This is a genomic window from Geodermatophilus sp. TF02-6 (assembly GCF_003319115.1).
Classification (GTDB): Bacteria; Actinomycetota; Actinomycetes; order Mycobacteriales; family Geodermatophilaceae; genus Geodermatophilus.
This window is the reverse complement of record NZ_QOHF01000013.1, coordinates 1-25,934: the sequence shown is the minus strand read 5'-3', so window position 1 is coordinate 25,934 and position 25,934 is coordinate 1. Positions and strand designations below refer to the sequence as shown.

Here is a 25,934-nt window from a genome sequence, read left to right as displayed (position 1 = left end):
TGCCGATCGGTCGCCGGGCCCCCGGATCCGGGCGCGGGGACAGCCGGGGTGGTGCGGCCGGCGCGGACGCGCACCACCCCGGCTCCCGGGTCAGCTGCCCTGCTGACCGCCCTCGGACGCGCCGCCCTCGGACGGACCGCCGCCGGAGGAACCGCCCGCGCCGCCCTGGTCCTGCTGGCCCCTGGTGACCGGCAGCTGCTGCTGGCCGCCACCGTGCTGCACCTCGATCCGCCGAGGCTGCGCCTGCTCGGACAGCGGGATGGTCAGCAGCAGCACGCCGTCGTCGTAGCTGGCCTGCACCCGGCCGGTGTCCAGCGCCTCGCCGACCTGCAGCTGGCGGGTGAACCGGCCCTGGGGGCGCTCGGCGAGCAGCACGTTGTGCCCCTGCTCGTACTCCGAGCGCCGCTCGGCGCGGATGGTCAGCATGTTGCGCTCGGTGGTGATCTCCACGCTGCCGGGATCCACCCCCGGCAGGTCCAGGGCCACGTGGTAGCCGTCCTCGGCCTGCCAGACGTCCATCGGCATCGCCATCGGTGTGCGCGTCCCCGACATCAACTGGCTGGTCAGCCGGTCCAGGCTCCGGAACGGGTCCCCGAAGGGGTCGAATCGCATCACGCTCACGGTGCTCTCCTCCCTGTCTCCGCCGACGGTGGCGGAAGCCGACACGGCACTGCTCTACCCAGCTCCCCGACCCGGCCACCCGGCTCCGGGAGTCGTCCGCCGCCAGTGCGAGGAGGGACCTGTGGCCGGCTCCCGAGGTGCACGGGTGACCCGGAGGTGCCCATACTGCGCTCCGGTCGAGGCCAGCGACCAGGTCGTCCCGCGCCGCCGCTCGTCCGGCGGCGTCGCCCGGGGAGCCCACCCGCCCAGGCGCCGCCCGGGACCACTCCGCCCGCGGGCGCCGGCCGCCGTCCGGCTGTTCCAGCCCGCCCGACCCCACCGATGAGGAGCCCCATGCCCGACACCGCTGTCTTCGACGTCGACGGCACCCTGGTCGACACCAACTACCAGCACGCCATGGCGTGGTTCCGCGCCTTCCGCCGCTACGGCATCACCCGCCCGCTGTGGCGCATCCACCGTGCCATCGGCATGGGCGGGGACCTGCTCGTCGCCCACGTCGCCGGCCAGCAGGTCGAGGAGGAGCACGGCGACGAGCTGCGCAACGCCTGGGTCGAGGAGTTCGACCGGTTCCTCCCCGAGGTGGCGCCCTTCGAGGACGCCCGGGCCCTGCTCGAGGAGGTCAAGGAGCGCGGGTTCCGCTTGGTGCTGGCCAGCTCCGGCATGAGCAAGCACGTCGACGCCTTCCTCGACCTGATCGACGGCAGGTCGATCGCCGATGCCTGGACCACCTCCGACGACGCCGAGCACAGCAAGCCCGAACCCGACATCGTCCAGGTCGCGATGGCCCAGGTGGAGGGCGCGTCCGGGGTGATGATCGGCGACTCCACCTGGGACTGCATCGCCGCGGGCAAGCTCGACGTCCCCACCATCGCCGTCCGGACCGGCGGCTTCTCCCCCGAGGAGCTCACCCAGGCCGGTGCCGCCCAGGTGTTCGAGTCCCTGCGCGAGCTGCGCGAGGGGCTGGACGGCACCCTGCTGGCCCGTCCCGACCGCGCCGCCGCCTGACGGGCCGCCCCGCGACACCCCGGGGACGGCCGGTCAGAGGAGGGTCGAGCCGGGCCGCCGGGACTCCCGCAGGACCCGGTGCAGGCGGTCGAGGAGGTTCTCCAGCGACTCCTCGAACTCCGCCGCCGACTCGTCCTGGGACAGCATCGGCTCGAGCCGGCGCACGTGGGGGTACTGCTCGAGCGCCCCGGCGCCGGCCGACGGGACCGCGTCCGGGTCGTCGAGGGGGCTGATCGGCACGCCGCGCTGCGACACCTCGAGGAGGAGGTGGCCGAGCAGGAAGCTGGTGTACGCCCGGTACGCGGCGACGGCGGCCTCGTCGGAGAACCCGTGGCTGGTGAGCGCGTCGAGGAAGGACTCCAGCCAGCGCAGGCTGCGCAGCGGGGGCCGCACCCAGGGCGCGGCCGGCGGTCGCGTGGCGATGAGGGGGAACACCGCCGGGTGGGCCAGGGCGATGCGGCGGACCCCGTGGGCCAGTCGCTGCAGGAAGTCCTGCCAGCCGTGCTTGGGCGCCAGGTAGACGTCGGGGTCGCCGTAGAGCTCGTCGACCACGGTCTCCACGACCCCGTCGAGCAGGTCCTCCCGGCTGGTCACGTGCCGGTACAGGGCCATGCCCTCGACACCCAGGTACGCGCCCATCCGGCGCATCGTCAGGGCCTCCAGCCCGTGCTCGTCGATGAAGGCGACGGCCGCACCGAGGACCCGCCTCCGGTCGAGGGGGGTGCGGCCGGCTCCCGGTGGAGCGGCGGGGATCACGGCCGCCTTGCTCCCGCGGGCCTGCGGGCTGTCGGGGTCAGGGCGGTCGGCTCGGTCGAACACGCTCGGCTACCTCCCGTCGTCGCGTCGTCCACCCACGACTGCCGTCTGTTCTACGCCAGCCGGCGCAGCGCAGCAGCCCGGAGCGGCGCGGGTTCCGGGCGTGCCGGCACCCGCGTGTTTACCCCGTAAGCGGAGTGGGCACGGTTGGGCCGGCGTCCGGGTGGTCCAGGTCCTCGGACGCGGCGGCCGCGCCGCGCGGCCATCCCCTCGAACCCCGGGAGAACCATGATCAACGAGCAGCAGATCCAGCAGGCGATCGGCGCGACCGCCGTCGCGGCCGACGGCGGCAAGCTGGGCAAGGTCGGCGAGATCTACCTCGACGACGAGACCGGCCGTCCGGAGTGGGCCACGGTCAACACCGGCCTGTTCGGCACCAAGGAGACCTTCATCCCGCTGGCGCAGGCGGAGCTGGCCGGCGACGAGCTGCGCTTCCCGTACGACAAGGACACGGTCAAGGGCGCGCCCCGCGTCGAGGACTCGGAGGGTCACATCTCCCCCGACGAGGAGGCCGAGCTCTACCGCTACTACGGCATCGGCACCGGCACCGGCACCGCAGAGACCTCCCGGACCGGGGTCGTCGGCGACGTCGACCGCGACCGGGCCGGCGTGCGCGACGACGCCGGCCGGACGGTCGGGCACGACACCTCCGGCCCGACCACCGACGACGCCATGACCCGCTCCGAGGAGCGGCTGCGCGTGGGCGTGCAGCGGGTGGAGACCGGGCGGGCCCGGCTGCGCAAGTACGTGGTCACCGAGAACGTGACCCAGACCGTCCCCGTGTCGCACGAGGAGGTCCGGGTCGTGCGCGAGCCGATCACCGACGCCAACGTGGGCCGGGCCGTGGACGGGCCGGCCATCTCCGAGGAGGAGCACGAGGTCGTCCTGCACGCCGAGCGCGCGGTGGTGGAGAAGGAGGTCGTGCCGGTCGAGCGGGTGCGCCTGGACACCGAGACCGTCACCGAGCAGCAGCGGGTCACCGAAGAGGTCCGCAAGGAGCAGATCGAGGTCGACACCGACGGGACGACGACCCGCCGGCCCTGAGCCGCCGCGAGGGGGTGGGGGCCGGCGAACCGGCCTCCCACCTCCTCCTGGCGTCCCCCGGGATCAGCTGCCGGCGGGCGTCACCCCGAACATGAGGACCCGGCGCTCGACGTCGTAGTGCACGGTGCCGGTGTTGGCCAGCAGGTCCTGCAGGTTGTCCGCGTCGTCGGGGTCGAGGGTGAGGACCTCCTCCCACGCCCCCTGGTCGAGGACCAGCTGGAGCGTGTACGTGCCCGGCTTCCCGGGCTCCCCGGCGATCCAGCTGAACTGGTAGTGGCTGAGCTGACGCACCTTGATGCTGTTGTCGGTGACCGGCTGCGGGACCTCGGGCACACTGCCTCCTCTGTGTCGGGACCGCGCCGGACCGCGCGGTCCGTCCGCCCCTACCCACCACCCGTCGACGAAACTCCCTGACCGCACCGGCACCCGGCGGCTCGTCCCACCCGCGGCTCGGGGGCCGGAGGGCGCCGCGCTCAGCGCGGCGGTGCCGCCAGGAGCACCGACGGGGTCAGCCGGTGGGCCTCGGGGACGTCGACCGCGGGCTGGCGGGGGGTGGGCACCAGGTCGAGCACCATGCGGGTCGGCGCGAACGCCTCGGCGTAGCCGATCCGGGCCTGCGCGCCCCAGTGCCGGGCGGAGGCGACGACGGCGTCCGGCTCCACCATGGCCGACAGCTCCACCTGGGAGGCGTGCGCGCCGAGCGCGGCGAGCTTGCCGGAGAGGTAGGCGGTGACGTCGACGTACACCGTCGGGCTGAAGGTCAGCGTGGACGGGCTCTGGTAGTGCAGGACCCGCGAGAGCCGGCGCGCGGCCGACAGGGTCGCGGCGGCGACGGCCCGGTGGTCCTGGTGGCTGTCGTCCGGGGCGTGCACGTACACGACCTCCGCGCCCGTCTCCCGCAGGGCCCGCTCGACCACGGCGACGGTGGCGGCGTCGGGGACGACCGCACAGTCGCGCAGCCCTCCCCACAGCAGCCGCGCGCCCAGCGTCCGGGCGGCCTGCTCCTGCTCGGCGCGGCGGCCGACGACCGCGGCGTCGTCACCGGGGCCGTTCTCGCCGCCGGTCACGACCAGCACGGTGACGGCGTCGCCGGCGGCGGAGTGGGCCAGGAGGGTGGCACCGCAGCCCAGCTCGATGTCGTCGGGGTGCGCCCCGACCGCGAGGACCCTACGCATCGCCGCGGCCCGCCCCGGTGTCCCGGCCGGCGGCCTGCGCGCCGCGGCGGGTGCGGTGGACGACGAGAGCACCGACCACCCCGGCGACGGCCAGGGCGATGAGCGGCCCGGTCCCGTTGCCCTCCTCGGGCAGCTCCGTCGAGGGCGGGCAGGTCGGCGCCTTCCCGTCGTGCGTCCAGGACCAGCCGAAGAAGACGAAGGTGCCGCCGAGGTACCACGAGGGCCCGCCCATGTACTCGTCCTGCGTGAGCGTCACGGTGTAGGCACCGCGCTTGGTCCCCGGCTGGAAGACGGTCGGCTGGGGGCCGTCGAACCGGGCCGGCTGCACCTGGTTCCACGAGCCCACCGGGATGGTGACCGGGTTCTTCGAGGTGTTGGTGTAGCCCAGGATCGCGGTGTAGGTCCCGTCGCCGTTCTCGCGGAGGCAGTCCAGGGTCGGCGTGACCGTCTTGCTCGCGGCCGAGGCCGTGCCCGGTGCGGCGACCAACCCCACGACGGCGACGACCGCGGCCAGTGCGACGGAGGCGACACGCGCGCGGACGCGCCGTGCCCTCGATGACCTGCTGGGACCGTCCATGGCGTGCGTCCTCGGGTCCGGGGCGGCCGGCCCGCCCGTCGAGGCCCCATCGGCGCGCCGGGCCGCCGGCTGGAGCCCCGGGGACCGGAGACCACCCGGAGGGGTGAGGACCCCTCAGGCCGGGGCGGCGGCCAGGCCCAGGACCTCGAGGGCCAGCTGCGCCGCGGCGGGGAAGGAGTGCACGACCGCCCAGGTGCGCGGGTCGTCGGGGGCGGTGGCGTACTCCCCCTGCCGGACGCGGACCGCGCGCGCTCCGACGGCCGCGGCCACGGCGACGTCCTTGCCGGGCCGGTCGCCGACGACCAGCAGCCGGTCGGGCGGCACGCCCAGCCGCGCGGCGGCGGCGAGCAGCCCCAGCGGGTGCGGCTTGCGGACGGCCCGCCCACCGAGCGCGTCGGTGACGACGACGACCGGCAGCAGCGGCTGCAGGCCGGTGGCGGCCAGCTTGGCCGCCTGGATGACCGGGTTGCCGTCGGTCAGGCAGGCCAGCGGCGCGGCGGCGGCCAGCGCGCGCAGCGCCTCGGCCACCCCGGGATGGGGGGTCAACCGGGACGGGGTGTGCGCGGTGAACGCCGCCACCAGCGCCGGGACGTACCGGGGCAGGGCCGCGGCCGGCACGCCCGCGGCGAGCAGGGCCCGGTCGACGGTGCCGCCGGCGTCGGACCCGGCGGCCAGCTCGCGCCGCAGGGCGGCGTGCACCGCGGCGCCGTCCAGCCCGGCGGTGTGCGCGGCGACCCCCACCGCCGCGGCGGCGGAGGCCAGGTAGTCGGCTTGCGGGTAGAGCGTGTCGTCGAGGTCGACCACCACGCCCAGCGGCGGCGACCCTCGCCAGCCGGTCACCAGGGCAGCCGCCCGTCGGTGAAGTCGGGCTCGTCGAGCGCGAGCAGGGCATCGGTCCGCGGATCGGCCAGGACGGCGGCCACCTGCGGACCCGTCGTCCCGTCCCCGTACGGGCACGGCGCCGCCGCGGCCCGCTCCTGGCCCTCGGCGCTGGTGTGCCCGGCAGCGGCGGCCAGGACGGCGGCGGCCGCGCGGTCGTCGGCCAGCCCGGCCAGGGTCGTCGTCCCGGCCTCGACGCCCTCCCAGCGCGGCGTCGAGCCGCGCAGCACCACGACCGGCACCCCCAGGTAGGCGGCCTCCTCCTGGATGCCGCCCGAGTCGGTGACCGCCAGGCGGGCCGAGGCCAGCGCCGCGAGCAGCGCGTCGTACCCCACCGGGCCGGTGAGCGTGACGCCCGGGTGCTCGAGGGCGCCGGTGAGCCCGGCCGCGGCGAGGCGGGCCGCGGTGCGCGGGTGCACCGGGAAGGTCACCGGGCCGACCTGCTCGGCGAGCGCCCGCACCACGCCGACCAGCCGGGCCAGGCGGACGGGGTCGTCGACGTTGGTGGGCCGGTGCGCGGTGACCAGGACGCCGCGGCGCTCGGCGAGCGGCACCCGCCGGACCCCGCGGGCGACGAGGGTGTCGACGACCGGGTTGCCGACGACGAACACCCGCTCCGCGTCGACGCCCTCGGCGGCGAGGAAGGCCGCGGCCCGCTCCGTGGGCGCGAGGTGCAGCTGCGCGGCGGCCGCGGCGACCCGCCGGTTGACCTCCTCCACGCTGCGCGGGTTGAGGCTGCGCAACCCGGCCTCGAGGTGGGCGAAGGGCACGCCGGCGGCGCGGGCGGCCAGGGCGTAGGCGGGCACGGTGGTGGTGTCGCCGAGCGCCAGCACCAGGTCGGGCGCGCAGCCGGCGACCGCGCGGGCCGCGTCGGCGTGCAGAGCGCCGGTCCGCTCGGCCGGGGCGGCCGGCAGGCAGAAGCGGGAGTCGGGGGTCAGCCCGAGCGCGGTCTGCAGCTGCGAGCTCAGCGCGGGGTCGGTGTGCTGGCCGGTGTCGACGACGCTCACCCGGTGGCCCGCGGCCTGCAGGGCGGCGACGACCGGGGCGAGCTTGACGACCTCGGGGCGGGTGCCGAACGGCACGAGGACGTGCCGGCTGCGGGTGCTCCGCCCGTGCCGTGACCTCGCCCGCGCGGTCACGCGGTCACCGCCACCGGCGCGCAGGGGTCGACGACCGGGCTGCCGTCGTCGCTGGCGTAGGTCTCGGCGAAGTAGCGGCTCATCGAGACGCCGGGCCGGAACCACAGGTACGGCAGCGGCACGCCCGGCTCCCGGACGCCGGCGAGGTAGGCGCCGACCACGTCGGCGCCGGCCGCGAGGGTCAGCGGCAGCCCGCCGGAGAACCGCGGGTTGATCTCCACGACGGTCGCCTCGCCGTCGTCGGCGACGAAGCCCTGCACGTTGGCCGACCCGGTGAGCCCGACCGCGGCCAGGGCCCGCGCGACGACGTCGGTCACCGCCTCGGAGGCGAACGTCCGGCCCTTCACCGAGATCCCGGCCCGGGTCTCCTCCCGCCACCGGGGGACGGCGGTGCGCAGCTCGCCGTCCCGGTCGACCAGCGCGTCGGCGGTGAACTCCCGGCCCTCGAGCCGGGTCTGGGCGACGAGCCCGGCGTCTGCGCGGAGCGCGGCGGCGACCTCGGCCGGGTCGTCGAGCAGCCGCACGCCGCGGCTGCCCCGCCCGGTCCGCGGCTTGACCACCCACGGGCCGGGGACGCCGGCGACGTCGTCGGCGCCGGTCGCGGTCGCCGGGTGCGGCACACCGGCGGCTCCCATCCGCCGGGCGAAGGCCGCCTTGTCGCAGCACAGGTCCACGGCGGTCGGGGTGGGCAGCCAGGTGGCGACGCCGGCCGCGGCCAGCCGGTCGGCGCCGGCGGTCAGCCGCGGCAGCTCCTCGGCGACCGTGCTGACCAGGGCGTCGACGCCGCAGGCGGGAGCGATCCCGACCAGCGCGTCGACGAAGCGGGGGGAGTCACCGCGCGGCACGGTCACCGCGACGGAGGCGAACGCTCCCCCGGCGGCCGCCGCGTCGGCGTCGGCGGCGACCACCCGGTGGCCGAGGGCGACCAGGCGGCGGACCACCGCGACGCCGGCCGGGCCGCCGGCTCCGGTGACCAGCACGGCCGGGGCGCGGCCGTCCGGGTCCGCCGCCGGGGGGAGCGCCGGGGCGGCCGGCGCCGAACGGGGCTGGGGCAGGGAGGAGGTCATCGGTCGTCCTGGGTCGCGGGGAGCGGGAGCGGGGAACGGGCGAAGCTGCGCGGTCGGGTGGCGGCGGCCGGGGATGGGAGGCCGTCGCCGGCCCGGGCCCGCGGGACGGCGGGCACCGGGGGGGCCGGGCGGGCCGCCAGCACGGGGAGCGTGTCGTCGGCGGGCGGGGCCCCGTCCCGTCCGGGGTGCGGCAGCAGCCAGCCGCGCGCCCACAGCCGCAGGGCCGCCACGCGGGATCCGGTGACCGGCTCCCACTGCCGGGCGGCGACCGCCTCGGCCAGCACGTCGAGGACGGCCGGGTCGTCGTCGTAGGTCGCCACCGCCACCAGCGACGCCGCGTGCGCCCCGAGCCCGTCGGCCGCCAGCGCGCGGACCCGCTCGGCCCGCTCGGCCGCGGGCAGGTACCCGATCCGGTAGTCGATGCGCCCGGCCTCCCGGCGCGCACCCAGCCACCGCGAGGCCCGCCGCGGCAGCAGGTGGCGGTGCACCAGGCCGGTCGGGGTCCACCGACGGGAGGCCGGGCGGGCGTCGTCCACCGGCAGCCGGTAGCCCAGACCCGGGCGCGCCCAGCTGTCGGGACGGCGCGCCGTGTGCCGGCCGGCGACGTCCTGCTCGGCGCGCTGGGCGGTGGGCAGGGTGGTGCAGACCATGAGCAGGAAGCCGCCGAGGGTGGCGGCGAGGTTCCAGACGGTGCCCACCCAGTCGTGGAAGAGGACCAGCGCCGCGTCCCCCCAGAGGAGACCGGCGACGGTGGAGGCGGCCAGCCGGAGGTGGTTGAGCACCAGCAGCGCGGCGACCGCGACCACCAGCCCGGCCACCGCGTGCTGGCGCCGGCCCCGCAGGACGACGACGGTGAGCGCGGTCAGCCCGAGGACCGACAGGATCGACGAGCAGGACTCGGTGACCCCGGCGAGGATCATCCCCCCGTCGTCCCGGAACACCATGATGTGGCGCGGCAGGGCGTCCGACGCCGAGTCCACCCCGAGCAGCCGCAACGAGGCGACCACCCAGCGGGCCTCGTGCACCTGCAGGACGGCGGCGCCGTGGCGGAAGCCGACCCAGCAGATCAGCGCCGCCAGCGCCAGGTCGCCCAGCACCACCAGGAGACGTCGGCGGCTGCCGGGGCGTCGGTAGCGGCGCCGGCCCCCCGCCCCGGGATCACCGGCGGCCCGGGCCATCAGGCGCCGGTCCTCGACGACGGCGGCGCGGCGGCCCCGACCGCGGGCGGCGGAGGGTCGACCCGGACGGTGGACGTGGCCCCCGACCGGGACGTCTTCACCCAGGTGTAGGGGCGGCCGAGCATGCCGTCGACGTAGGCGCGCGTGGTGATCCAGATGGACAGGGCGAAGGCCGGGAGGAAGCCGAGCAGCCGCCAGGCGGCGCGCCGCTCCACCCGCCCGATGAGCAGCCCCACGGACAGCTCGGCCAGCGGGCCGACGAACAGCAGCATCGACAGGGGCAGCAGCCCGACGACCGGCAGGTCGCCGATCCCGACGGCCCGCAGCCCGGTGAGCAGCAGCCCGATGCCGCTGAGCAGGGGCACGTGGTAGACGAGCAGGAACAGCGTCGTCTCGACCTTCTCCACCGGCGACAGGTGCGGCGAGCGCATCAGCGGACGCCAGTGGTCCCGGAAGCACTTCTGGTGGCCCCGGGCCCACCGGTACCGCTGCGTCCAGAAGCGCGGGGCGCTGACCACCGCCTCCTCGAAGTCGACGGCGGAGAGGTCGTAGCGGACCCGCTGGCCGGCCAGCAGCACGCGCAGGGTCAGGTCGGTGTCCTCGGTGACCGTGTGCGGGTTCCAGCCGCCCAGGGCCCGCAGGGTCGACATCCGCACCGCGCAGTTGGCCCCGCCGTAGGCGGGCAGCTCGAACAGGGCCTGCCGGCCGTACTCGTTGACCAGGTAGCCGGAGAGGAAGTCGACGAAGACGGTGCCGGCCATCGACGAGTCGCGGCCGTTGCGGATGACGCAGCGGCCCATCACCGCGCCGACCACCGGGTCGCGGAAGTGGCGGACGAGACGGCGCAGCGCCGTCGGCTCCGGCTCGTGGTCGGCGTCGAACACCACGGCGATCTCGGCGTCCAGCAGGTCGAGGGCGTCGTTGAGGGCGCCGGACTTCCCGCCGCCGGAGCCCGGCGGGCGGTGCAGCACCCGCAGCCGGGGGTCGCGGGCGGCCCACCCGTCCAGCCGGGCGCCGGTGCCGTCGTCCGACCCGTCGTCGACGACGACGAGGGTGAGCCGGTCGGCCGGGTAGTCCAGCGAGAGGAGCGCGGTGACCATCCCGTCGACGACGAGCTCCTCGTTCTTGCAGCCGACGAGGACGGCGACCGACGGGGTGTAGGTCCCCAGGCCGACGTCGGCGGCCAGGAGGTCCTTCTCCGCCCAGCGGGCGGCGGCCACCGCGAACGCCAGGTGCCGGCAGAAGTAGACGCCGAAGACGACGTTCAGCAGGCCGGCGACGACGCCGAGCGTGCGGTCGAGCCCGTACAGCGCGGCCACCACGGCGAAGCCGCAGACGTAGGACAGGAGCACCAGTCGCCGCTGCTCGGGCCGGGCGGCGTGCGGGTCCGCCGGGCGCGTCCCGGCCGCTGCGGTGACCACGGCCGCTGCGCTGACCACGGCCTCCCCTCCCGCCGACGCCCACCCGACCCCGGCGGGCGCGCTCCTCCGTCGTCGGGGGTCATCGGCACCGACCGGTCCCGGCTTGAGCCGAAGCGGCCTCCCGGGACGGCGTCCCTCCCGGTCGCCGGGCGGTCCGCGCTGCAGCGCTCCGCGCGCGCCGGGAGCGTCGTGGCCCTCTGGCAGACTCCCCCGCCGTGGGAGACGGGGGCCCTGGGCCGGTCGAGGTCGTCCGGCAGGCCGAACGGCTGCGGGCGCTGTTCGCCGGCGACGCGGTGGGGATGGCGTCGGGCACCGACGAGGTCGTCACGGAGGCCAACGACGAACTGCTGCGCATCCTCGGCCGCAGCCGCGGCGAGCTGGAGGAGGGCATCGCCTGGCCGGCGATCACCCCGGCCGACCACGCCGAGCGCGACGCGGCGGCGGTGGACGACGTCCGCCGCACCGGGTCGGCCGTGCTGCAGAAGGACTTCCTGCGGCCCGACGGCAGCCGGGTGCCGGTGCTCGCGGCCGTGTCGGCGGTCAGCTGGGAGCCCTACGAGTGGGTCGCCGTCGTCATCGACCTCAGCCGGGAGGAGCGCCTGCGCCGCCTCGTCCAGTCGGAGGCGGCGATCGTGTCCACCCTGCTGCAGGACGCGCCGATCGGGTTCGCGCTGATCGACCCGGAGCTGCGCTTCGTCCGCATCAACCAGGAGCTGGCCGCCATGAACGGCTTCAGCGTCGCCGACCACGAGGGCACACCCGTGTTCGACCTGCTGCCCGACCTGCGGGACGAGGCCGAGCCGCTGCTGCGGGGGGTGCTGGAGACCGGGCGGCCCCTGCGGGACGTGGAGATCGTCGGCACCACCCCGGCCGACCCCGGGCGGAGCCACACCTGGCTGGAGTCGTTCTTCCCCGTCCGCGTACCGCACGGGCCCACCGTCGGGGTGGCCGCGGTCGCCCGCGACGTCACCGAGGTCCGCCGCCTGGAACAGGAGCTGAAGGCCACCCTGGGCCGCCAGCGGCAGGTGCTGCAGGAGCTGCAGACCAGCCTGCTGCCCGCGCTGCCCGAGGTACCCGGGCTGGATCTCGCCGCCCGCTACCTCGGCGCGTCCGAGGAGATCCGTCTCGGCGGCGACTGGTTCGACGTCTTCCCCGCTCCGGACGGACGGCTGGTCCTGGCCATCGGCGACGTCGTGGGCCACGGGCCGGCCGCCGTCGGGCTGATGGCCCGGCTCAGCGGCGCCATGCGGGCCTACGTCACCGACGGCCACGGCCCCGGGCAGGTGCTCACCTGCCTCAACCGGCTCCTCGTCGGCGCCCTGGGCCCGGCGATGGCCAGCGCCGCGGTGCTCAACCTCGACCTGGCCACCGGCGCCCTCGAGTACGCCAGCGCCGGTCACCCCTACGGGCTGCTGTGCGCACCGGACGGCGGGGTGACGCTGCTCGACCGGGCACAGGGGCTCATCCTCGGGGTGGAGGCCGACCTCGACTACCCCACCGGGAGGACGACCCTCCCGGGCGGCGCCGCCGTGCTGCTGTACACCGACGGGCTGGTGGAGCGCCGGGGCGAGAGCCTCGACGAGGGCCTGGCCCGGCTGACCGCCGCCGCCCGCCGGGGTCTCCGGCGCCGCGGAGGGGCACGTGCGCTCGTCCACACCGTCATCGAGGGCAGCCACACCGCCGTCGAACGGGACGACGACGTCTGCGTGCTGGCCGCGACCCGCACCGCGCGGGCCGCCGTTCCGGCGGCCTGAGCCCGCCGCCGGGCGCGGACCCGTCCGCCCGGACGCGAGGATGGCGGGGTGACCGACGTCGTCGCCCGGGCCCGCGAGCTGGCCGCCGACCTGCTCGCGCCGGCGGCGGCCGCGGTCGACGCGACGTGGCCACCGGCAGCCGCGCCGTCCTGACCGGCAGCGACGCCGAGCGGACGGCGCGGGAGGCGCTGTTCCTGCTGGTCTTCGGTTCCCGCCCGGCGATCAGGCAGGCGCTGCTCGGTCGACTCGTCGGGGCGCCGGTGTCATGAGCGGGAGTGTCCGCCGGCCGGCACGTCGAAGACGACGCACAGGGGTGTGCGCTCCCGGTCCTGACCGAGCGGGTTGTCGGCGAACACCGCGGGCATCCTCGCCGCCTGGTCGGGCCGGTCGCTGCCCAGGACCTGGCAGCCCAGGTCGTTGGCGTCGATCACCACGACTCCTCGGAACCGGCTGGCGACGTCGGCAGGCAGAACGGTCCGCACGGCCTCGGCGAGCCGCGCCGCCACCTCGTCCGGCCGGGCGGGCGGGAGCTTGGCCGACACGTTGCTGGGATACACCGAGTACTCGGTGGGGCCGTCGATCGCCGCGACGTGGGAGCCGGCCAGGCGGTAGAAGTCGCCGTGGCGTCCGAGCGCCTTGGCCGCGGCGCCGACGAGCGCGGCGAACAGGATGCGGGGCAGCCCGGCCTCCTGGATGGCCAGCTGCATCGTCTCCGGACTGCCCAGCCCGATCCCGTGCGGCGTGTGCGCCACGCGGCGGCTCAGGAACCGCGCCCACCTGCCGGGTGCGATGTCCCAGACGAAGAACGAGCGCCCCTGCGTGATCGCGACGACCTTCTCGCACACGACCAGCGACCACTCGCAGCCGAGCCACTCCCGGTGTTCGGGGGACTCCCGCAGGCGCGCGAAGAACTCGGCCACCCGCTCCCGGGCGAGGGCGGCCAGGTCGTCGTCGGCCGTGATCGCCCGCGTCTGCACCGGATAGCGCCGACGGCGGTGGCCGCCGACCTCGATGTCGAGCGACTTGCCCTCGTTCGGCGTCAGGTCGGGCTTGTCCTCGGCCTCCGCGACGGCCGCGCCGACATCGGCCGGCTCCTCGTCGATGAACGCGCGCAGCCACAGCTCGGTGTTGAGCAGTCGCCAGAACAGCGCCGTGTCCGCGGCGCCTCGACCTCGGACGAAGCGCTCGAACTCGGCGAGCACGGCGGCCTGGTCGAAGTACGGCCGGCGGCCGAAGCTCGCCGAGCAGAACACCTCGTAGAACCGGGTCTTGAGCCGCTCGAACCACTGCTCCTCACGCGTCGTGGAGCCGGTCCGGTCGGGGCGGGTGCGGACGACGTCCGGCAGCAGGTCGTCGGTGGCGTCGCGCAGCACCCGGCTGCCCGCCGAGTCGGCGAGGACCGCCTCGTCGTCGAGGGAGAAGAGGTGGCTGACCGCGGCGACGTCGAGGAAGGGCGTCCGCCCCTCGAGGCCGAACCGCGCCGTGTTCTTGTCGGAGCAGCGCAGCAGCGCCGGCAGGCTGGCCTCGAACAGGTCCTGCAGCAGCCGCGCGCGCAGGTCGTCCGACACCGGGGAGAAGCGCTCGGACGCGTGCGCGGCCAGGAAGCCGTCGTCCAGGAGCGTCACCGGGTCGACGCGGTGCCGCCCGCGCAGCCGGGCGGACAGCCGCGGACGCAGCAGCTGCCAGAGCTGTCGGCGGGACCGCGCCGCCTCGACGCCGAGCCTGAGCAGGCGCCGCTGACGGAGCAGCTGGCGCAGGTGGACGAGGCGGTACGACGGGGAGCCGGCCAGCAGCTCGTCCGCACCCGAGCCGTCGAGCAGGACGGTCACGTGCTCGGCCGCCGCCTGCGCGACCGTGTACTGCACGTAGGGACCGGTGCTGAGCGTCGGCTCCTCCTGCGTGAGCACGAAGTCGCGCAGGTCCTCGGCGAAGGCGTCGGCGCTGGGCCGCACCGTGTGCCCGACGGCGCGCCCCTCCGTGCGGGTGAGGACCGCCTCGACGCAGCGCTCCTCGTCGGAGCGTGAACCGGGGAGGACGGCGCTGACGGTGTGCTGTCGGGCGCCCACCGCCCGGGCCGCCGGATCCTGCCGCAGCAACTCGTCGACGAGCAGGACGACGGTCGACGAGCCCAGGCTCCCGGACAGGCGGGTGCCCACCGGGACGTCGCTGATCAGGCGCTCGCGCACCGAACGGCGCAGCTGCTCGGCGTACTCGTCGCCGTCCCGGGACGTGTAGCGCCGCCGTGGCAGGCTACCGAGCCGCGCCGGTAGATCGGAGGTGCGCCGCCGGACGCCGCGGTCGTCGATCGTCAGCACCTCGCCGGGGAGCACCCGCTGCACGCCGGCGAAGAACGTGTCGGCCCCGTCGTCGTGCACACCGAAACGCAGGTAGCGGTAGAGGACCCGCTCGTCCACGACCGGCTCGACCTCCCCCGATCCCAGCAGGGCCTTGATCTCGCTGGCGAACAGCACCCGTGGGCAGCCGGTCCCGTCCGGGAGACAGGCCACGTACAACGGCTTGATGCCGAAGTGGTCACGAGCGAGGAACAGCCGCTGTTCGACCGTGTCGTAGACCGCCAGGCCGAACATCCCGTCGAACCGGTCGAAGGCAGCCTCACGCCACTCCGCGAACGCCTCGACCAGCACCTCGGTGTCGCAGCCGCTGCGGAAGGTGTGGCCCAGGCCGCGCAGCTCGTCCCGCAGCTCGCCGTGGTTGTGGACCGCGCCGTCGCAGCAGATGACGTAACGGCCACTCGCGTCGGTCAGCGGCTGGGCCCCGTGCTCCCGGTCGAGGACGGCCAGCCGCGAGTGGGCGAGGCCGACCGGACCGTGGGTGAAACAGCCCTCGCCGTCCGGCCCGCGGTGTCGTTGAGCCGCCCTCATCCGCCGCACCAGGCCCGGGTCGTCGACCAGCCCGAAACAACCGGCAACACCGCCCATGGCGGGAGGCTAGGTGAACCGGACGGTCTCGTGTCGTCCTGCAGCGCTGCGGGTGCAGGAGGGTCCTCGATCGCCGAGCGGGGTACCGACCGCGGCGGTGGTTCGCCAGGACGTCCCGTCGGACGGTCGGGCCTCCGACGACCGAGGTCGAACGCGGCCGCGGACGCCGCGAGCCCTCGGGCGCCGGCGCCGCGCCGGGTCGACGGGCGTACTGCGACCGCGGTACCCCGCCGAGCCTGCAGCGGGACGACGACGGACGCCCGCCCGGCCGGCACCGTGGTGGCGTGCCCCCGACCACCTCCGACCGCTGTCCGCGCCGCGCCGCCGCGGGTGCCCGGTGAGCCTGCTCGCCGGCCTGCCGACGGCGGTGTCCGCGCTCGTCGGCGGCGCCGGCTGGCCGGGCCTCGCCGCGGTCATGGCCGTCGAGGGCGTCGTCCCCTTCGTGCCGTCCGAGGTGGTGCTGCCGCTGGCCGGCACGCAGGTGGCCGCCGGGTCGCTGTCCTTCGTGGCCGCCGTGCTGGGCGCCACCGCGGGCTCCGTGGTCGGCGCGTGGCTGCTCCACACCCTCGGCCGGGTCGGTGGCCGGGTGCTGCTGACCCGCCTGCCCCGCCCGCTGCGCGTGGACGAGCAGCACCTGGCCCGGGTCGAGGCCTGGGCGGCCCGGCGCGGGGACGCCGTCGTCCTGTTCGGCCGGTTGGTGCCGGGGCTGCGCGTCCTGGTGTCGGTGCCGGCCGGCCTGGCCCGGATGCCGCTGGCCCGGTTCACCGCGCTGACCGCGCTCGGCTCGCTGGGCTGGAACGCCGGGCTGGTGTGGCTCGGCGAGACACTGGCCGGGCGCTGGACCGAGGTCTCCACCGTCGTGTCGGAGGCGTCATCGGGGCTGCTGGTCACGGCCGCCGTCGTGCTGCCCGCAGCCCGGCTGTGGGTGCGCCGCCGCGGCCGGCTGGCAGCCGCGCGGTGACCGCGGCGGCCCGGGCGCGAGCGCCTAGGGTGCCCGTCGTGCAGGGGCTCGGGGCGCTGTCGCGCTGGCAGGCGCAGCACCCGCGCCTGGTCGACGCCGGCCTCGCCGTCCTCGTCTTCGGGGCGTCCCTGACCGGACTGTTCGGCGACGACGGCCCGCGCGGCGGCTTCGGCGGCGGTGGGCGGTTCGCCGACCGCGACGTGCTCGAGCCGGTCACCGTCACCCTGGTGGCCGTGGCCGCCGCCGCGCTGGTGGTCCGCCGCAGCAACCCGCTGCTCGTGTGGGGGGTCGGGCTGGCGGCCACGGTGCTGGTGGTGCTGCACAGTGGCCAGCCCACCGCCGCCCTCGTCGTCTCCGTCGTCGCCCTCTACACCGTGGGGGAGCGCTGCTCGGTGGCGACGACTGCGCTGATCGCCGTGGTCACCGCCGCCGTCGACCTGGTCGCGCTGGCCCTGGCGCAGGGTGAGATCCGTGATCACGCGCTCTCGCTGCCCGGCTTCTGCGTCGCGGCGGCCGCGGTCGGCGTGGCCGTGCGCAGCCAGCGCGCCGCGGTCGAGGCCGCGGAGGCCCGCGCCCGGCAGGCGGAGGTGACCCGCGAGGAGGAGGCCGTCCGGCGGGTCACCGACGAGCGGCTGCGCATCGCCCGCGAGCTGCACGACGTCGTCGCGCACCACATCTCGGTGATCAACGTGCAGGCGGGCGTCGCCCGGCACCTGCTCACCCGCTCGCCCGAGCAGGCCGGCACCGCGCTGGGCCTGGTCCGTGAGGCCAGCCGCACGGTGCTGGCCGAGATGTCCACCGTGCTCGGTCTGCTGCGCACCGGCGAGGACGAGAACCCCACCGCGCCGCCCGCGCCGGGCCTGGACCAGCTGCCGGCGCTGGTGCAGACCACGCGCGCCGCCGGCCTGCAGACCGCCCTGCGGGTCACCGGCGAGCCGCGGCCGCTGCCCGAGCTCGCCGACCTGGCCGCCTACCGCGTCGTCCAGGAGTCGCTGACCAACGCGCTGAAGTACGGCACCGGCAGCGCCGAGCTCTCCGTGGAGCACCTGCCGGACGCGGTCGCCGTCGAGGTGCGCAACCCCGTCGCGCCGGAGCCGGCGGGCGCCGCCGGCAGCGGCCACGGCCTGCTGGGCATGCGCGAGCGGGTGACGTCGCTGGGCGGTACCTTCTGCGCCGCGGCGACGGACGGGGTCTTCGTCGTGCACGCCGAGATCCCGAGGAGCGGGTCGTGACGCTGCGAGTGCTCCTGGCCGACGACCAGGTGCTCATCCGGTCGGGGTTCGCGGCGCTGATCGGCAGCGACCCGGAGCTCGAGGTCGTGGGCGAGGCCGGTGACGGCGACGAGGCGGTCCGGCAGGCGCACGCGCTGCGCCCGGACGTCGTCCTCATGGACATCCGCATGCCCGGCACCGACGGCCTGGCCGCCGCCCGCGCCATCACCGAGGCGCCGGAGCTCGCCGACGTCCGGGTCGTCGTGCTGACCACCTTCGAGGCCGACGAGTACGTGCTCGCCGCGCTGCGCTCGGGGGCCAGCGGGTTCCTCGGCAAGAGCGTCGAGCCCGACGACCTGCTCGAGGCGATCCGCGTCGTCGCGCGGGGCGAGGCGCTGCTCTCACCCCGTGCCACCCGCAGCCTCATCGCGCGGTTCCTCAGCCAGCCGCAGGAGGGCGGCCTCGACGTCGTCCCCGAGCAGCTGGCCGAGCTGACCGACCGCGAGCGCGAGATCGTCGCCCTGGTCGCGCTCGGCCTGTCCAACCAGGACGTCGCCGGCCGCCTCTACCTGTCCCCGCTGACGGTCAAGACGCACGTCAACCGCGCCATGGCCAAGCTCGGCGTGCGGGACCGGGCCCAGCTGGTGGTCATCGCCTACCAGACCGGCCTGGTCCGGGCCGGGGACGCCGACCCGCGCGGCTGACCGCCCCGCTGCGCCGCCTACCGCACCTGCAGTAGTCCGCGGGACCTGCGCCCGGAGGACGACGACGCGGCACCTCCCGCGGGACCGTTGTCCTGCGACGGCGACGGGCCCCCGCCGCGGGGGTCCACCGGGAGAGCACAGCGAGGTGCCGAGCCCGCCCACCTGACCGCCGTACCCGGGACGCGCCGTCGAGACCCGCGCGTCCCGGCCGTGCCGACCCCTCCGAGGTGCACCGTGACCACGCCCCGCCCCGCCGGTCCCCGTGGCCGAGCTCCCCGCCCCGGCGGTGACCGGTGAGCACCACGTTGCTCCCGTCGCTGCCCGTGCCGACGACCGTGCACCCCGTCTACGCCTGCGGCCCCGAGCCGTGGGCCGAGGACGTCCGCCGCACGACCGAGGCCGCCGGCCTCCCCGCTGACCGTTTCCACGTCGAGAGCTTCGGGTGGTGACCCGGTGCGACGCATCGTCCTCTGGCTCATGAGCACGCTGACCGCGCTCGTGCTCCTCTTCGGCTACCACACCTCCACCTCGTCGGTGTCGGCGCAGGGCGGTGACTCCTCCGTGGCCGCACCGACCGGCGGCGCCAGCTCGTCGACCTCCGGCACGTCGGGCCCGTCGTCCTCGGGCTCGGGGACGTCGTCCGGCTCGTCGTCCTCCGGCTCGTCGTCCTCCGGCTCGTCGTCCTCCGCGACGTCGACGACGGTCACCGGCACCGCCGCCTCGACCCGCTACGGGCCGGTGCAGGTGCAGATCACCGTCTCCGGCGGCCAGGTCACCGACGTCGAGGTCCTCGAGTACCCGGACGACGACGGCAGGGACCGGCAGATCAACGCCCGCGCCCTGCCGATCCTGGTCTCGGAGACCCTCGACGCGCAGAGCGCGGACATCGACGTGGTCAGCGGCGCCACCTACACCAGCGAGGGCTACACCAGCTCGCTGCAGAGCGCCCTCGACCAGGCCGGACTGTGACCGCCGTGCGAACCCCGCCCACCCGACGTCCCCGTCCGGCCCCGACGCGGTACGTCGAGCACGTGATGGGGATGCCGGTCAGCCTGGCGCTGCGCGGGCGGCACGCCGACGACACCGCCGCGCGGACGGCCTGGGCCGGTGCCCTGGCCGTGCTGCGCGAGGCCGACCGGGTGTTCAGCACCTACCGCGCCGACTCCGACGTCTCGCGGCTGTCCCGCGGCGAGAGCGGCCTGGAGGACTGCGCACCCGAGGTCGCCGAGGTCCTGGCACTCGGCGCCATGGCCGAGCGCGACTCGTCCGGCGCGTTCAGCGTCTGGCGGCCCGGTCCGGACGGCGACGTCGTCCTGGACCCCTCCGGCGTGGTCAAGGGCTGGGCGGTCGAGCGGGCCGCGGCGCTGCTGCGCTCGCTGGACGGCACCGACTTCTGCCTGTCCGCCGGCGGTGACATGGTCTGCTCCACCGCCGACCCGGACGCCGAGCCCTGGCGGGTCGGCATCGAGGACCCCGCCGACCCGCGGCGGCTGGTCGCGGTGGTGCCCGTGTCCAGCGGCGCCGTCGCCACGTCGGGCAGGGCGCACCGCGGCGAGCACGTCGTCGACGCCCGCACCGGGCGCCCGCCGGCCGCGGTGGCCTCGGTGACCGTCATCGCCGGCTCGCTCACCTGGGCCGACATCGACGCCACCGCCGCCTTCGCGCTCGGACCCGAGGCGGCCCGCTGGCTGGAGACCCGGCCCGGCCGCTGCGGTCTCGTCGTGTGGGCCGACGGGACGACCACGACGGTCCACCCGGTGTCCCGGTGACGGGATGACGACCACCACCGACCTGAGGACGGGCCCCTTCCGCCTTCCCCGGATCCCGACCGTGGTCGCCGGCTTCCCCGGCGGCCGTCCCTCCCTGCCGACCAGGAGGCCGACGATGACCCCGGAGCTCCCCGAGCACGACGACGCCCGCCGCGCTGAGGACGTGCCCCCTCCCGAGGAGGGGCCCATCCCCTCCGAGCCGCCCTCGCTGCGCGCCTCCGACGCCGACCGCTCCGAGACCGTGCGGGTCCTGCAGGACGCGGTCGCCCGCGGCCTGCTCACCCCGGAGGAGGGCAGCGAGCGCATGGCAGCCGCTTGGGCGGCCCGGCACGTGCACCAGCTCCCTCCACTCACCGCGGACCTGCCGCCCGCCGTGGCGGCGGGCGGAGCCACCACTGCGCCGGGGTGGCGCCCGCTCGCCGCGATGGCCGTGGCCCGCGCCCGCACCACGGTCGGCGACGTGCGCGCCGCCGGCCTGCGCTCACCCCGTTCGGTGGCGTTGCTGGCGGCCGTCGTCGTCGCCCTGCTGCTGGTGGGGCTCCTCGGGGGCATGGCCGTCCACGAGCTGTTCGACGGCGGCCCCGGCGGCTTCGGTCCCCGCTGAGCCCCGGCTCGACACCACCGGCTCGAACCGCTCCTCACACGGGCGTGGTCGCACAGGCGGCTGCGACCACACCGGTGGCTGCTTCCCACGACCCGCCCTCCTCCGGCTGTCACCCCGAGGCCTGCCGGAAAGCGGCCGAGCACGTGCTCGGTCGCTGCGCCACCCACCCGGCTGCCGACAGCCGACCTCCCGCGGGTCCCCGGCGCCAGCGCGCCAGCTGTGCGACTCAGCACGCCGACCGCCCGGGCCGCTAGCCCTTCGGCCGGCTCGCCGAGCCGGGACACGGAGTCGCAGCGGCCACCAGCCTGGTCATCGTGTTGCAGCTGGCCTAGGATGCAACACGAGGCGTCGGAGGTGGATCGGTGATCTCCGACGTGATCGAGTGGGACGAGAACAACCTCGACCACGCCTGCCGACGCCTCACCGCGGTCGAGATCGAGCAGGTGATCTCCAACGCCGCCAGCTACCGCCGACACCGCCGGTATCCGGACCGCGTCCTGTTCACCGACTCCGCCCACGGCGGGAAGCGCGCCACCGTCGTGGCCCGGTACGACGCCGGCCGCCGTCGCATCCGGCCGATCACCGCATGGGAGGAGCCATGACCGAACCAGGCACCGACGCCACCGATGCCGAGCTCGCCGAGTACTACGAGGCCCACCACGCCGACGAGCAGTGGGGCGAGCCGACACCGCTGCCCGCCGACCGGACCTCCGCCCGCCTGGACGTGACCATCTCGGTGCGCTTCACCGCCGCCGAGATCGCCGCCATCCGCGCCCGAGCCGAAGCCGCCGGCCTCAAGCCGACCACCTACATCCGCCGCTGCGCGTTGGCCGACGAACGGCCTCCCCTGGACCGAGGGCAGCTGTCCCGACTGGTCGACAACCTCTCCCGCGACCTCGACGACCTCCGCAAGGCGACCGGCTGACCCAGGCCGCACGGCGCCGCGGAAGAACCGATCTGCAGACCCTGGCGAGGAGGGATCCGCTCGCCTCCGTCCCCTACTGCAGAGGCACTGCAGAAGAGCCCGCGAGTACCTGGGCACAGAAGAACGCTTCGTCCGCCGCTTGGTCGCTCAGCGTCGCATCGCCTACGTCGAGCTCGGCAAGTACGTGCGGCTGGACCAGCGTCTTCTACGCCGGCTTGACCTTCTACCAGCACAGATGCCGTTTGCTGTGATCGGCTGGCGATAGCCGCAGACGGCCCTTCTGTGGGCGCCGTGTGGGCGCGGTGTGGGCGCCGACCCGTCCCGGCCGTTCCATCCGCTTCTCGGAGTTCCACCCATGCCGGTGTGCCGCCGCCCCCGCCGGTCGCCGCGGCGCGGGCGCTACGGGCGCTGTCCCGGTAGGCGGGGGCCGGCGAGGAAGTGGGCGTTCCTGCCTTTCCCTTCTCCCCGCACCAGGTAGCCGTCCGTGACCAGCCGCTCCAGCTGGGTCAGCGCGCCGGTCTGGGTGATCCCGGCAAGTCGGGCCTGGTCCCCGGAGGTGATCCGCTCGTGCACCTCCAGCCAGGTGCGGACGACGGTGAGCGGCTCCTCCGGACGTCGGTACGGAAGGATCCCTCGAGCTCTGCGCTCGTGGGGAGGTGCGGCGTTCTCCACGACGGAGACGGCTCCCGGTGACAGCAGCCAGACGTCCTTGTACCGGGACAGCAGGGGCTGGGAGTCGACTCGGCACTCGGCGGTGGCGTCGATCGCTTCACCGGCCTCGGACACGGTGCGTTGGAGGAGACCGGCGATCCGTTCGGCGGTGATGAACGGCTCGCGCAGCAGCGCATCGACCACTAGCGCCACACGAACGTCCCGCCGGCGGATCGCCGGCTCGATGCGACCGGCCAAGGCCATCACCGGCACAACGGGGTGGCCGCCGACCAGGCGCACGCGGACCCGGGGTCCGCCATCCTCGACGATGAGCGGAGGCCGGTGGCCGAGGGTGACCATCTCCCGGTACATCCGGTCCACCCCGAGGCCCTGCTTCTCCACCAGGCCGAGCGCTCGGAACAGGTCGGCCAGGGCCGGGTGGCGGGCATACCGACCGGTCAGGACGTTGAGGGCGGTCACCCCTCCGGCGAAGCCCCCCGGGTTGAGCACCTGCAACGCAGAGTCGGCCTGGACCCAGGTGACGGTCACCGGTTCTGGCGTCAACCAGTCCCGGTGGACCAGCCCGTTGAGGATCGCCTCGCGGACTGCGCCGGCGGGCAGCCGCCGCACCGTCTGCTCGGCGAATGACGCCCTCAGGGTGAGCGACGTGTTGAGCGCGGTGAGCCTCCCCTCCACCGCGGCGAGCTGCTCGATGAGGCTCAAGCCGGAGAGGTCCTCGGGCGGCAGGATGACGTCACCGCTCTCCACGTCCAGCGCGGTCAGGGTGAGATGGGCGTGATCGGAGGGGCAGAAGACCAGAGCGCCGGCCTGGGTCAACCGGTCGGTCTGCAGGAGTACGCCCAGGCGGCGCAGCAGGTCTGCCGCGCTCTCGGCCGCCTGGGCACCGGACGGGTCGGCGTCCCGTAGGTATCTCCTGGCCACCAGGATCGCTGAGGGTGAGACGTCGGCGAGGGTGCGGCCGGTGGAGGTCGCCATGCTGTCGTAGCCGGCCTGATCCTGTCGATGGCGCCACCACTCGGTGCGGTCGACGGGCACGCACGCAGGGCCGACGCGCCAGCGGACCCGGTTCCCCGTGTCCTCGACGGGTTCACGGGTGGCGGAGACGTAGAGGACCAGCAGGCGCACGCCGCCGACGAGCCGCTCCTCGATGCTCGGCGCGACGTCGACCCGCTGGTAGATGCTGTGCCGGAGCCACTCGGGCTCCAGCGCCGTGCCCAGCAGGTCGCCGGTCGCGTTGTCGACGCCCACGATCAGTGCGCCACCGCTAGGAGTGTTGGCGAAGCAGGCCACCTTGTCGGCCAGCTGCTGGGCGGCGGCCAGGTTCTGCGGCTGGCCAGCCAGGAGCACTCCTCCGGCCCCCCGACGGCCGGCCTCCTTGAAGTCCACCCGCTCGCGCTCGGCCTCGTCCGGCAGTACGCCAGCGGCCAGTCGTCCCAGCACACCGTCCACCGCCTTGCGCAGACCCGCTCGCGCCTCCAGGAGGTCTGCCTCGGGCTGGAAGGGCAACATGGCAGGGGCTCCCCCGTCGCTGTTGAAGATTACGAGGCTGCTAATCTGCAACTTCAACGCTACCGGCGAGGTCAGTTGGGAATTCAGCGGCCGTCGGACCGGAGGAGCGTCACCCGTAAGGAGTGCCTCTCCTGCTCCGCAGCCGCCGAGGAGCAGCCCGTGGATCACCGTCGGTTCGATTCACTGCCGTCGCGCTGAGCGTCGATCCGGGCTGGGAGGTCGTCGCGGCGATAGAGGACGCGGCGGCCGAGGCGGAAGCTGCGCGGGTCGTTGCCCAGGTGCCGCCGGTACCGGAGGGTGGCCAGCGGCCGATCGTCCAGGCGAGCGTGACCTGGGCGGCCGAGACGCCGCGTGCATCGGAGATGTCGGTCAGTACGTCGACGATGTCGTAGAGGGTGTTCTCGTCATGGATCGGTGGCTCGCTCCACTCGGTCACCCTGGGCCTCGCCGTCCGCGACGGGCGCATCCCCCGCAACCCGGCCGAGCGCGTACCCCTGCCCCGAGTGACGCGGCAGGAGCCGAGGTTCCTCACCCATGACGAGGTCGAGCGGCTCGCCGACGCGGCGGGTGTCAGTGGTGGTAGGCGTGGACGACGGCGTGGCCCTTGCCCTTGGCCATCAGCCACCGGTTGACCGGAGTGGTGAGGATGAAGGCCAGCGCCAGGGAGAAGGCCAGCGAGGCCCAGAACAGGACCGTCGAGATGCCGGCGTCCATGGCCCCGGGCACGGCGACCATGATGGCGTTGTCGATGATCTCCATGACGAGGATCGAGACGGTGTCAGCCGCAAGTGCCACCTTGAGCGCCTGACTGAACGGCAGCCCGGCCTTGAGCACGCCGCGCATCGTCAGCGCGTAGCCGAACACGAAGGCTAAGGCGACCGAGAGCACAACGGTTCCGGCGTTGTGCAGCCCGATCGACGTGCCGATGACCATGCCCAACACTTCGCCGATCGCACAGCCCGTCAGACAGTGCAGCGTCGCTTGAGCCGCCATCGCCCAGGTGACTCGGGCAGCGTGTCCCCCATGGCCGCCATGGCCGGTGTGCCCTGCGTGTAGCGACTGGTTGTGCTGATGCGCGTCCATCGCGACTCCCTCCCCTAACGAGTACCACTATACCCCCCGGGGGTATCGTGCGGACACCGTACGTTCTGCTTCACCCCCAGGTGTTGCTTCCCAGACCAGTAGACTTTGATCATGAGCAGCGCCGAGCAGCATCCCGAGGCCTTGGACCTCGTCGTCAACGCTGACGGCTCCGGCGTCGTCGATGCATCCCAGCTGGCTCGCCTGGGACTACAGCCAGGTACGCACCTGAGGGTCCTCCCCGACGCGGCGACCCCACCCCAAGAGCGGCGTCGCGACCTCTTCGGCATGCTGGCCAACACTGGCCCGGTTCCCACCTGGGAAGACTTTGAGGCTGCTAGTGCTCCGTATCCGACGTCGTTGATGTCTTGTGGCGCCGCGGGTCGGTGGCCTTGGCGATGACCGTGTCGGGGTCTTTGGTCCAGGTGAAGGGCCGGCAGCGGTCGTTCCAGGCGGTGATGAACCGTTCGATGGCGGCGATGAGGTCGGCCACGGTCGGAAAGTTGCCGCGGCGCAGCGCCTGGCGGGTGATGATCGAGAAGAACGCCTCGACCAGGTTCAGCCAGGACCCGGAGGTCGGCGTGAAGTGCAGGGTCATCCGGGGATGGCGCTCGAGCCAGGCGCGCACGGTCGGGTGCTTGTGGGTGGACAGGTTGTCGACGACCACGTGTAGCTCGCGGCGGGGATAGGCGGCGGCCACCTGCTTGAGGAAGGCGAGGAACTCCTGATGGCGGTGCTGTTCGGTGCACGCCTCGGTCCTGACTTCCGCAGCAAGCTGTCGGCCTGGTGACGGGAACGTGCTGGCAGATGGGATGACACGCCGATCGAGGGCGTGAGGGCTCCGGTTACCAGGCGGGTGAGGGCGGCGCTGTGCTGAAGGCCGG

Annotated in this window: 28 protein-coding genes; 13 read left to right on the top strand and 15 right to left on the bottom strand. The window is 75.0% G+C overall.

The window, feature by feature from the left end; translation table 11 throughout:
• Positions 1-90 precede the first annotated feature (90 nt).
• Positions 91-612 (bottom strand): Hsp20/alpha crystallin family protein, encoded by a 522-nt coding sequence (locus DQ238_RS13105; protein WP_113781807.1) that lies wholly within the window; start codon positions 610-612, stop codon positions 91-93.
• Positions 613-954: 342 nt separating this feature from the next.
• Here DQ238_RS13105 and DQ238_RS13100 point away from each other — a divergent pair, with 342 nt between their 5' ends.
• A complete protein-coding gene (locus tag DQ238_RS13100) occupies positions 955-1,626 on the top strand; it encodes an HAD family hydrolase (protein ID WP_113781713.1) in 672 nt (223 codons plus the stop codon).
• Between the two features lie 33 nt (positions 1,627-1,659).
• Here DQ238_RS13100 and DQ238_RS13095 read toward each other — a convergent pair whose 3' ends face one another.
• Positions 1,660-2,445 carry a TetR/AcrR family transcriptional regulator C-terminal domain-containing protein gene (locus tag DQ238_RS13095; protein ID WP_113781712.1) on the bottom strand — a complete coding sequence of 262 codons (786 nt, stop codon included), beginning with the start codon at positions 2,443-2,445 and terminating at the stop codon, positions 1,660-1,662.
• A 225-nt stretch (positions 2,446-2,670) separates the two neighbouring features.
• Here DQ238_RS13095 and DQ238_RS13090 point away from each other — a divergent pair, with 225 nt between their 5' ends.
• Entirely contained in the window at positions 2,671-3,486 is an 816-nt protein-coding gene (locus DQ238_RS13090; RefSeq protein ID WP_113781711.1) for a DUF2382 domain-containing protein, read from the top strand.
• 63 nt (positions 3,487-3,549) lie between these two features.
• Here DQ238_RS13090 and DQ238_RS13085 read toward each other — a convergent pair whose 3' ends face one another.
• From DQ238_RS13085 to DQ238_RS13050, 8 genes are all read right to left on the bottom strand, one after another.
• Positions 3,550-3,819 carry a hypothetical protein gene (locus DQ238_RS13085; RefSeq protein ID WP_113781710.1) on the bottom strand — a complete coding sequence of 90 codons (270 nt, stop codon included), beginning with the start codon at positions 3,817-3,819 and terminating at the stop codon, positions 3,550-3,552.
• 140 nt (positions 3,820-3,959) lie between these two features.
• Positions 3,960-4,661 (bottom strand): PIG-L deacetylase family protein, encoded by a 702-nt coding sequence (locus DQ238_RS13080; protein ID WP_113781806.1) that lies wholly within the window; start codon positions 4,659-4,661, stop codon positions 3,960-3,962.
• Positions 4,654-5,238, bottom strand: coding sequence for a hypothetical protein (locus DQ238_RS13075; protein ID WP_113781709.1), 585 nt, complete (start codon positions 5,236-5,238; stop codon positions 4,654-4,656). The genes DQ238_RS13080 and DQ238_RS13075 overlap by 8 nt, the downstream gene beginning before the upstream one ends.
• A gap of 114 nt (positions 5,239-5,352) precedes the next feature.
• Positions 5,353-6,078 carry an HAD family hydrolase gene (locus DQ238_RS13070; protein ID WP_113781708.1) on the bottom strand — a complete coding sequence of 242 codons (726 nt, stop codon included), beginning with the start codon at positions 6,076-6,078 and terminating at the stop codon, positions 5,353-5,355.
• Positions 6,075-7,256, bottom strand: coding sequence for a non-hydrolyzing UDP-N-acetylglucosamine 2-epimerase (wecB, locus tag DQ238_RS13065; RefSeq protein ID WP_113781707.1), 1,182 nt, complete (start codon positions 7,254-7,256; stop codon positions 6,075-6,077). The genes DQ238_RS13070 and wecB overlap by 4 nt, the downstream gene beginning before the upstream one ends.
• A complete protein-coding gene (locus tag DQ238_RS13060; protein ID WP_113781706.1) occupies positions 7,253-8,323 on the bottom strand; it encodes an ATP-grasp domain-containing protein in 1,071 nt (356 codons plus the stop codon). The genes wecB and DQ238_RS13060 overlap by 4 nt, the downstream gene beginning before the upstream one ends.
• Positions 8,320-9,501 carry an exosortase/archaeosortase family protein gene (locus DQ238_RS13055; protein WP_113781705.1) on the bottom strand — a complete coding sequence of 394 codons (1,182 nt, stop codon included), beginning with the start codon at positions 9,499-9,501 and terminating at the stop codon, positions 8,320-8,322. Before DQ238_RS13055 ends, DQ238_RS13060 begins: the two co-directional genes overlap by 4 nt.
• Entirely contained in the window at positions 9,501-10,940 is a 1,440-nt protein-coding gene (locus tag DQ238_RS13050; RefSeq protein ID WP_233495931.1) for a glycosyltransferase family 2 protein, read from the bottom strand. Before DQ238_RS13050 ends, DQ238_RS13055 begins: the two co-directional genes overlap by 1 nt.
• 197 nt (positions 10,941-11,137) lie before the next feature.
• On the opposite strand from DQ238_RS13050, the gene DQ238_RS13045 reads away from it, so the two are divergent.
• The gene (locus DQ238_RS13045) at positions 11,138-12,676 is read left to right on the top strand and encodes a PP2C family protein-serine/threonine phosphatase (protein WP_113781704.1); all 1,539 of its coding nucleotides are present in this window, start codon (positions 11,138-11,140) and stop codon (positions 12,674-12,676) included.
• 125 nt (positions 12,677-12,801) lie between these two features.
• Complete coding sequence (locus DQ238_RS22830) at positions 12,802-12,945, top strand: hypothetical protein (RefSeq protein ID WP_158550779.1); 144 nt, start codon at positions 12,802-12,804, stop codon at positions 12,943-12,945.
• Here the strand turns inward: DQ238_RS22830 and asnB are convergent.
• Complete coding sequence (gene asnB, locus DQ238_RS13040; protein ID WP_113781703.1) at positions 12,940-15,615, bottom strand: asparagine synthase (glutamine-hydrolyzing); 2,676 nt, start codon at positions 15,613-15,615, stop codon at positions 12,940-12,942. The two genes, DQ238_RS22830 and asnB, sit on opposite strands and share 6 nt — an antisense overlap.
• A 337-nt stretch (positions 15,616-15,952) precedes the next feature.
• Here asnB and DQ238_RS13035 point away from each other — a divergent pair, with 337 nt between their 5' ends.
• From DQ238_RS13035 to DQ238_RS13000, 9 genes are all read left to right on the top strand, one after another.
• Positions 15,953-16,576 carry a DedA family protein gene (locus DQ238_RS13035; RefSeq protein ID WP_113781702.1) on the top strand — a complete coding sequence of 208 codons (624 nt, stop codon included), beginning with the start codon at positions 15,953-15,955 and terminating at the stop codon, positions 16,574-16,576.
• 38 nt (positions 16,577-16,614) lie between these two features.
• A complete protein-coding gene (locus tag DQ238_RS13030) occupies positions 16,615-17,808 on the top strand; it encodes a sensor histidine kinase (RefSeq protein ID WP_147263067.1) in 1,194 nt (397 codons plus the stop codon).
• Entirely contained in the window at positions 17,805-18,491 is a 687-nt protein-coding gene (locus DQ238_RS13025; protein WP_113781700.1) for a response regulator transcription factor, read from the top strand. The genes DQ238_RS13030 and DQ238_RS13025 overlap by 4 nt, the downstream gene beginning before the upstream one ends.
• A gap of 293 nt (positions 18,492-18,784) precedes the next feature.
• Complete coding sequence (locus DQ238_RS22825; RefSeq protein ID WP_158550778.1) at positions 18,785-18,940, top strand: hypothetical protein; 156 nt, start codon at positions 18,785-18,787, stop codon at positions 18,938-18,940.
• A gap of 4 nt (positions 18,941-18,944) precedes the next feature.
• Positions 18,945-19,460, top strand: coding sequence for an FMN-binding protein (locus DQ238_RS13020; protein ID WP_113781699.1), 516 nt, complete (start codon positions 18,945-18,947; stop codon positions 19,458-19,460).
• A gap of 5 nt (positions 19,461-19,465) precedes the next feature.
• Positions 19,466-20,260: an FAD:protein FMN transferase gene (locus tag DQ238_RS13015; RefSeq protein ID WP_199506332.1), complete on the top strand. Its 795-nt coding sequence runs from the start codon at positions 19,466-19,468 to the stop codon at positions 20,258-20,260.
• Between the two features lie 115 nt (positions 20,261-20,375).
• Complete coding sequence (locus tag DQ238_RS13010) at positions 20,376-20,864, top strand: DUF1707 domain-containing protein (RefSeq protein WP_158550777.1); 489 nt, start codon at positions 20,376-20,378, stop codon at positions 20,862-20,864.
• A 362-nt stretch (positions 20,865-21,226) separates the two neighbouring features.
• Positions 21,227-21,466 carry a hypothetical protein gene (locus DQ238_RS13005; RefSeq protein ID WP_113781697.1) on the top strand — a complete coding sequence of 80 codons (240 nt, stop codon included), beginning with the start codon at positions 21,227-21,229 and terminating at the stop codon, positions 21,464-21,466.
• Positions 21,463-21,789 carry a hypothetical protein gene (locus tag DQ238_RS13000; RefSeq protein ID WP_113781696.1) on the top strand — a complete coding sequence of 109 codons (327 nt, stop codon included), beginning with the start codon at positions 21,463-21,465 and terminating at the stop codon, positions 21,787-21,789. The genes DQ238_RS13005 and DQ238_RS13000 overlap by 4 nt, the downstream gene beginning before the upstream one ends.
• 399 nt (positions 21,790-22,188) lie before the next feature.
• On the opposite strand, the gene DQ238_RS12990 is transcribed toward DQ238_RS13000, so the two are convergent.
• The 4 genes from DQ238_RS12990 to DQ238_RS12965 form a co-directional block, all read right to left on the bottom strand.
• Positions 22,189-23,970, bottom strand: a complete 1,782-nt coding sequence (locus DQ238_RS12990) for a DUF5635 domain-containing protein (RefSeq protein ID WP_199506331.1) — start codon at positions 23,968-23,970, stop codon at positions 22,189-22,191.
• A 109-nt stretch (positions 23,971-24,079) separates the two neighbouring features.
• Positions 24,080-24,406, bottom strand: a complete 327-nt coding sequence (locus tag DQ238_RS23290; RefSeq protein WP_199506330.1) for a hypothetical protein — start codon at positions 24,404-24,406, stop codon at positions 24,080-24,082.
• A 134-nt stretch (positions 24,407-24,540) separates the two neighbouring features.
• A complete protein-coding gene (locus DQ238_RS12970; RefSeq protein ID WP_113781694.1) occupies positions 24,541-25,053 on the bottom strand; it encodes a DUF4396 domain-containing protein in 513 nt (170 codons plus the stop codon).
• A gap of 334 nt (positions 25,054-25,387) precedes the next feature.
• Positions 25,388-25,934: IS630 family transposase (locus tag DQ238_RS12965; protein WP_233495930.1), on the bottom strand; the 547-nt coding region annotated here is incomplete at its 5' end.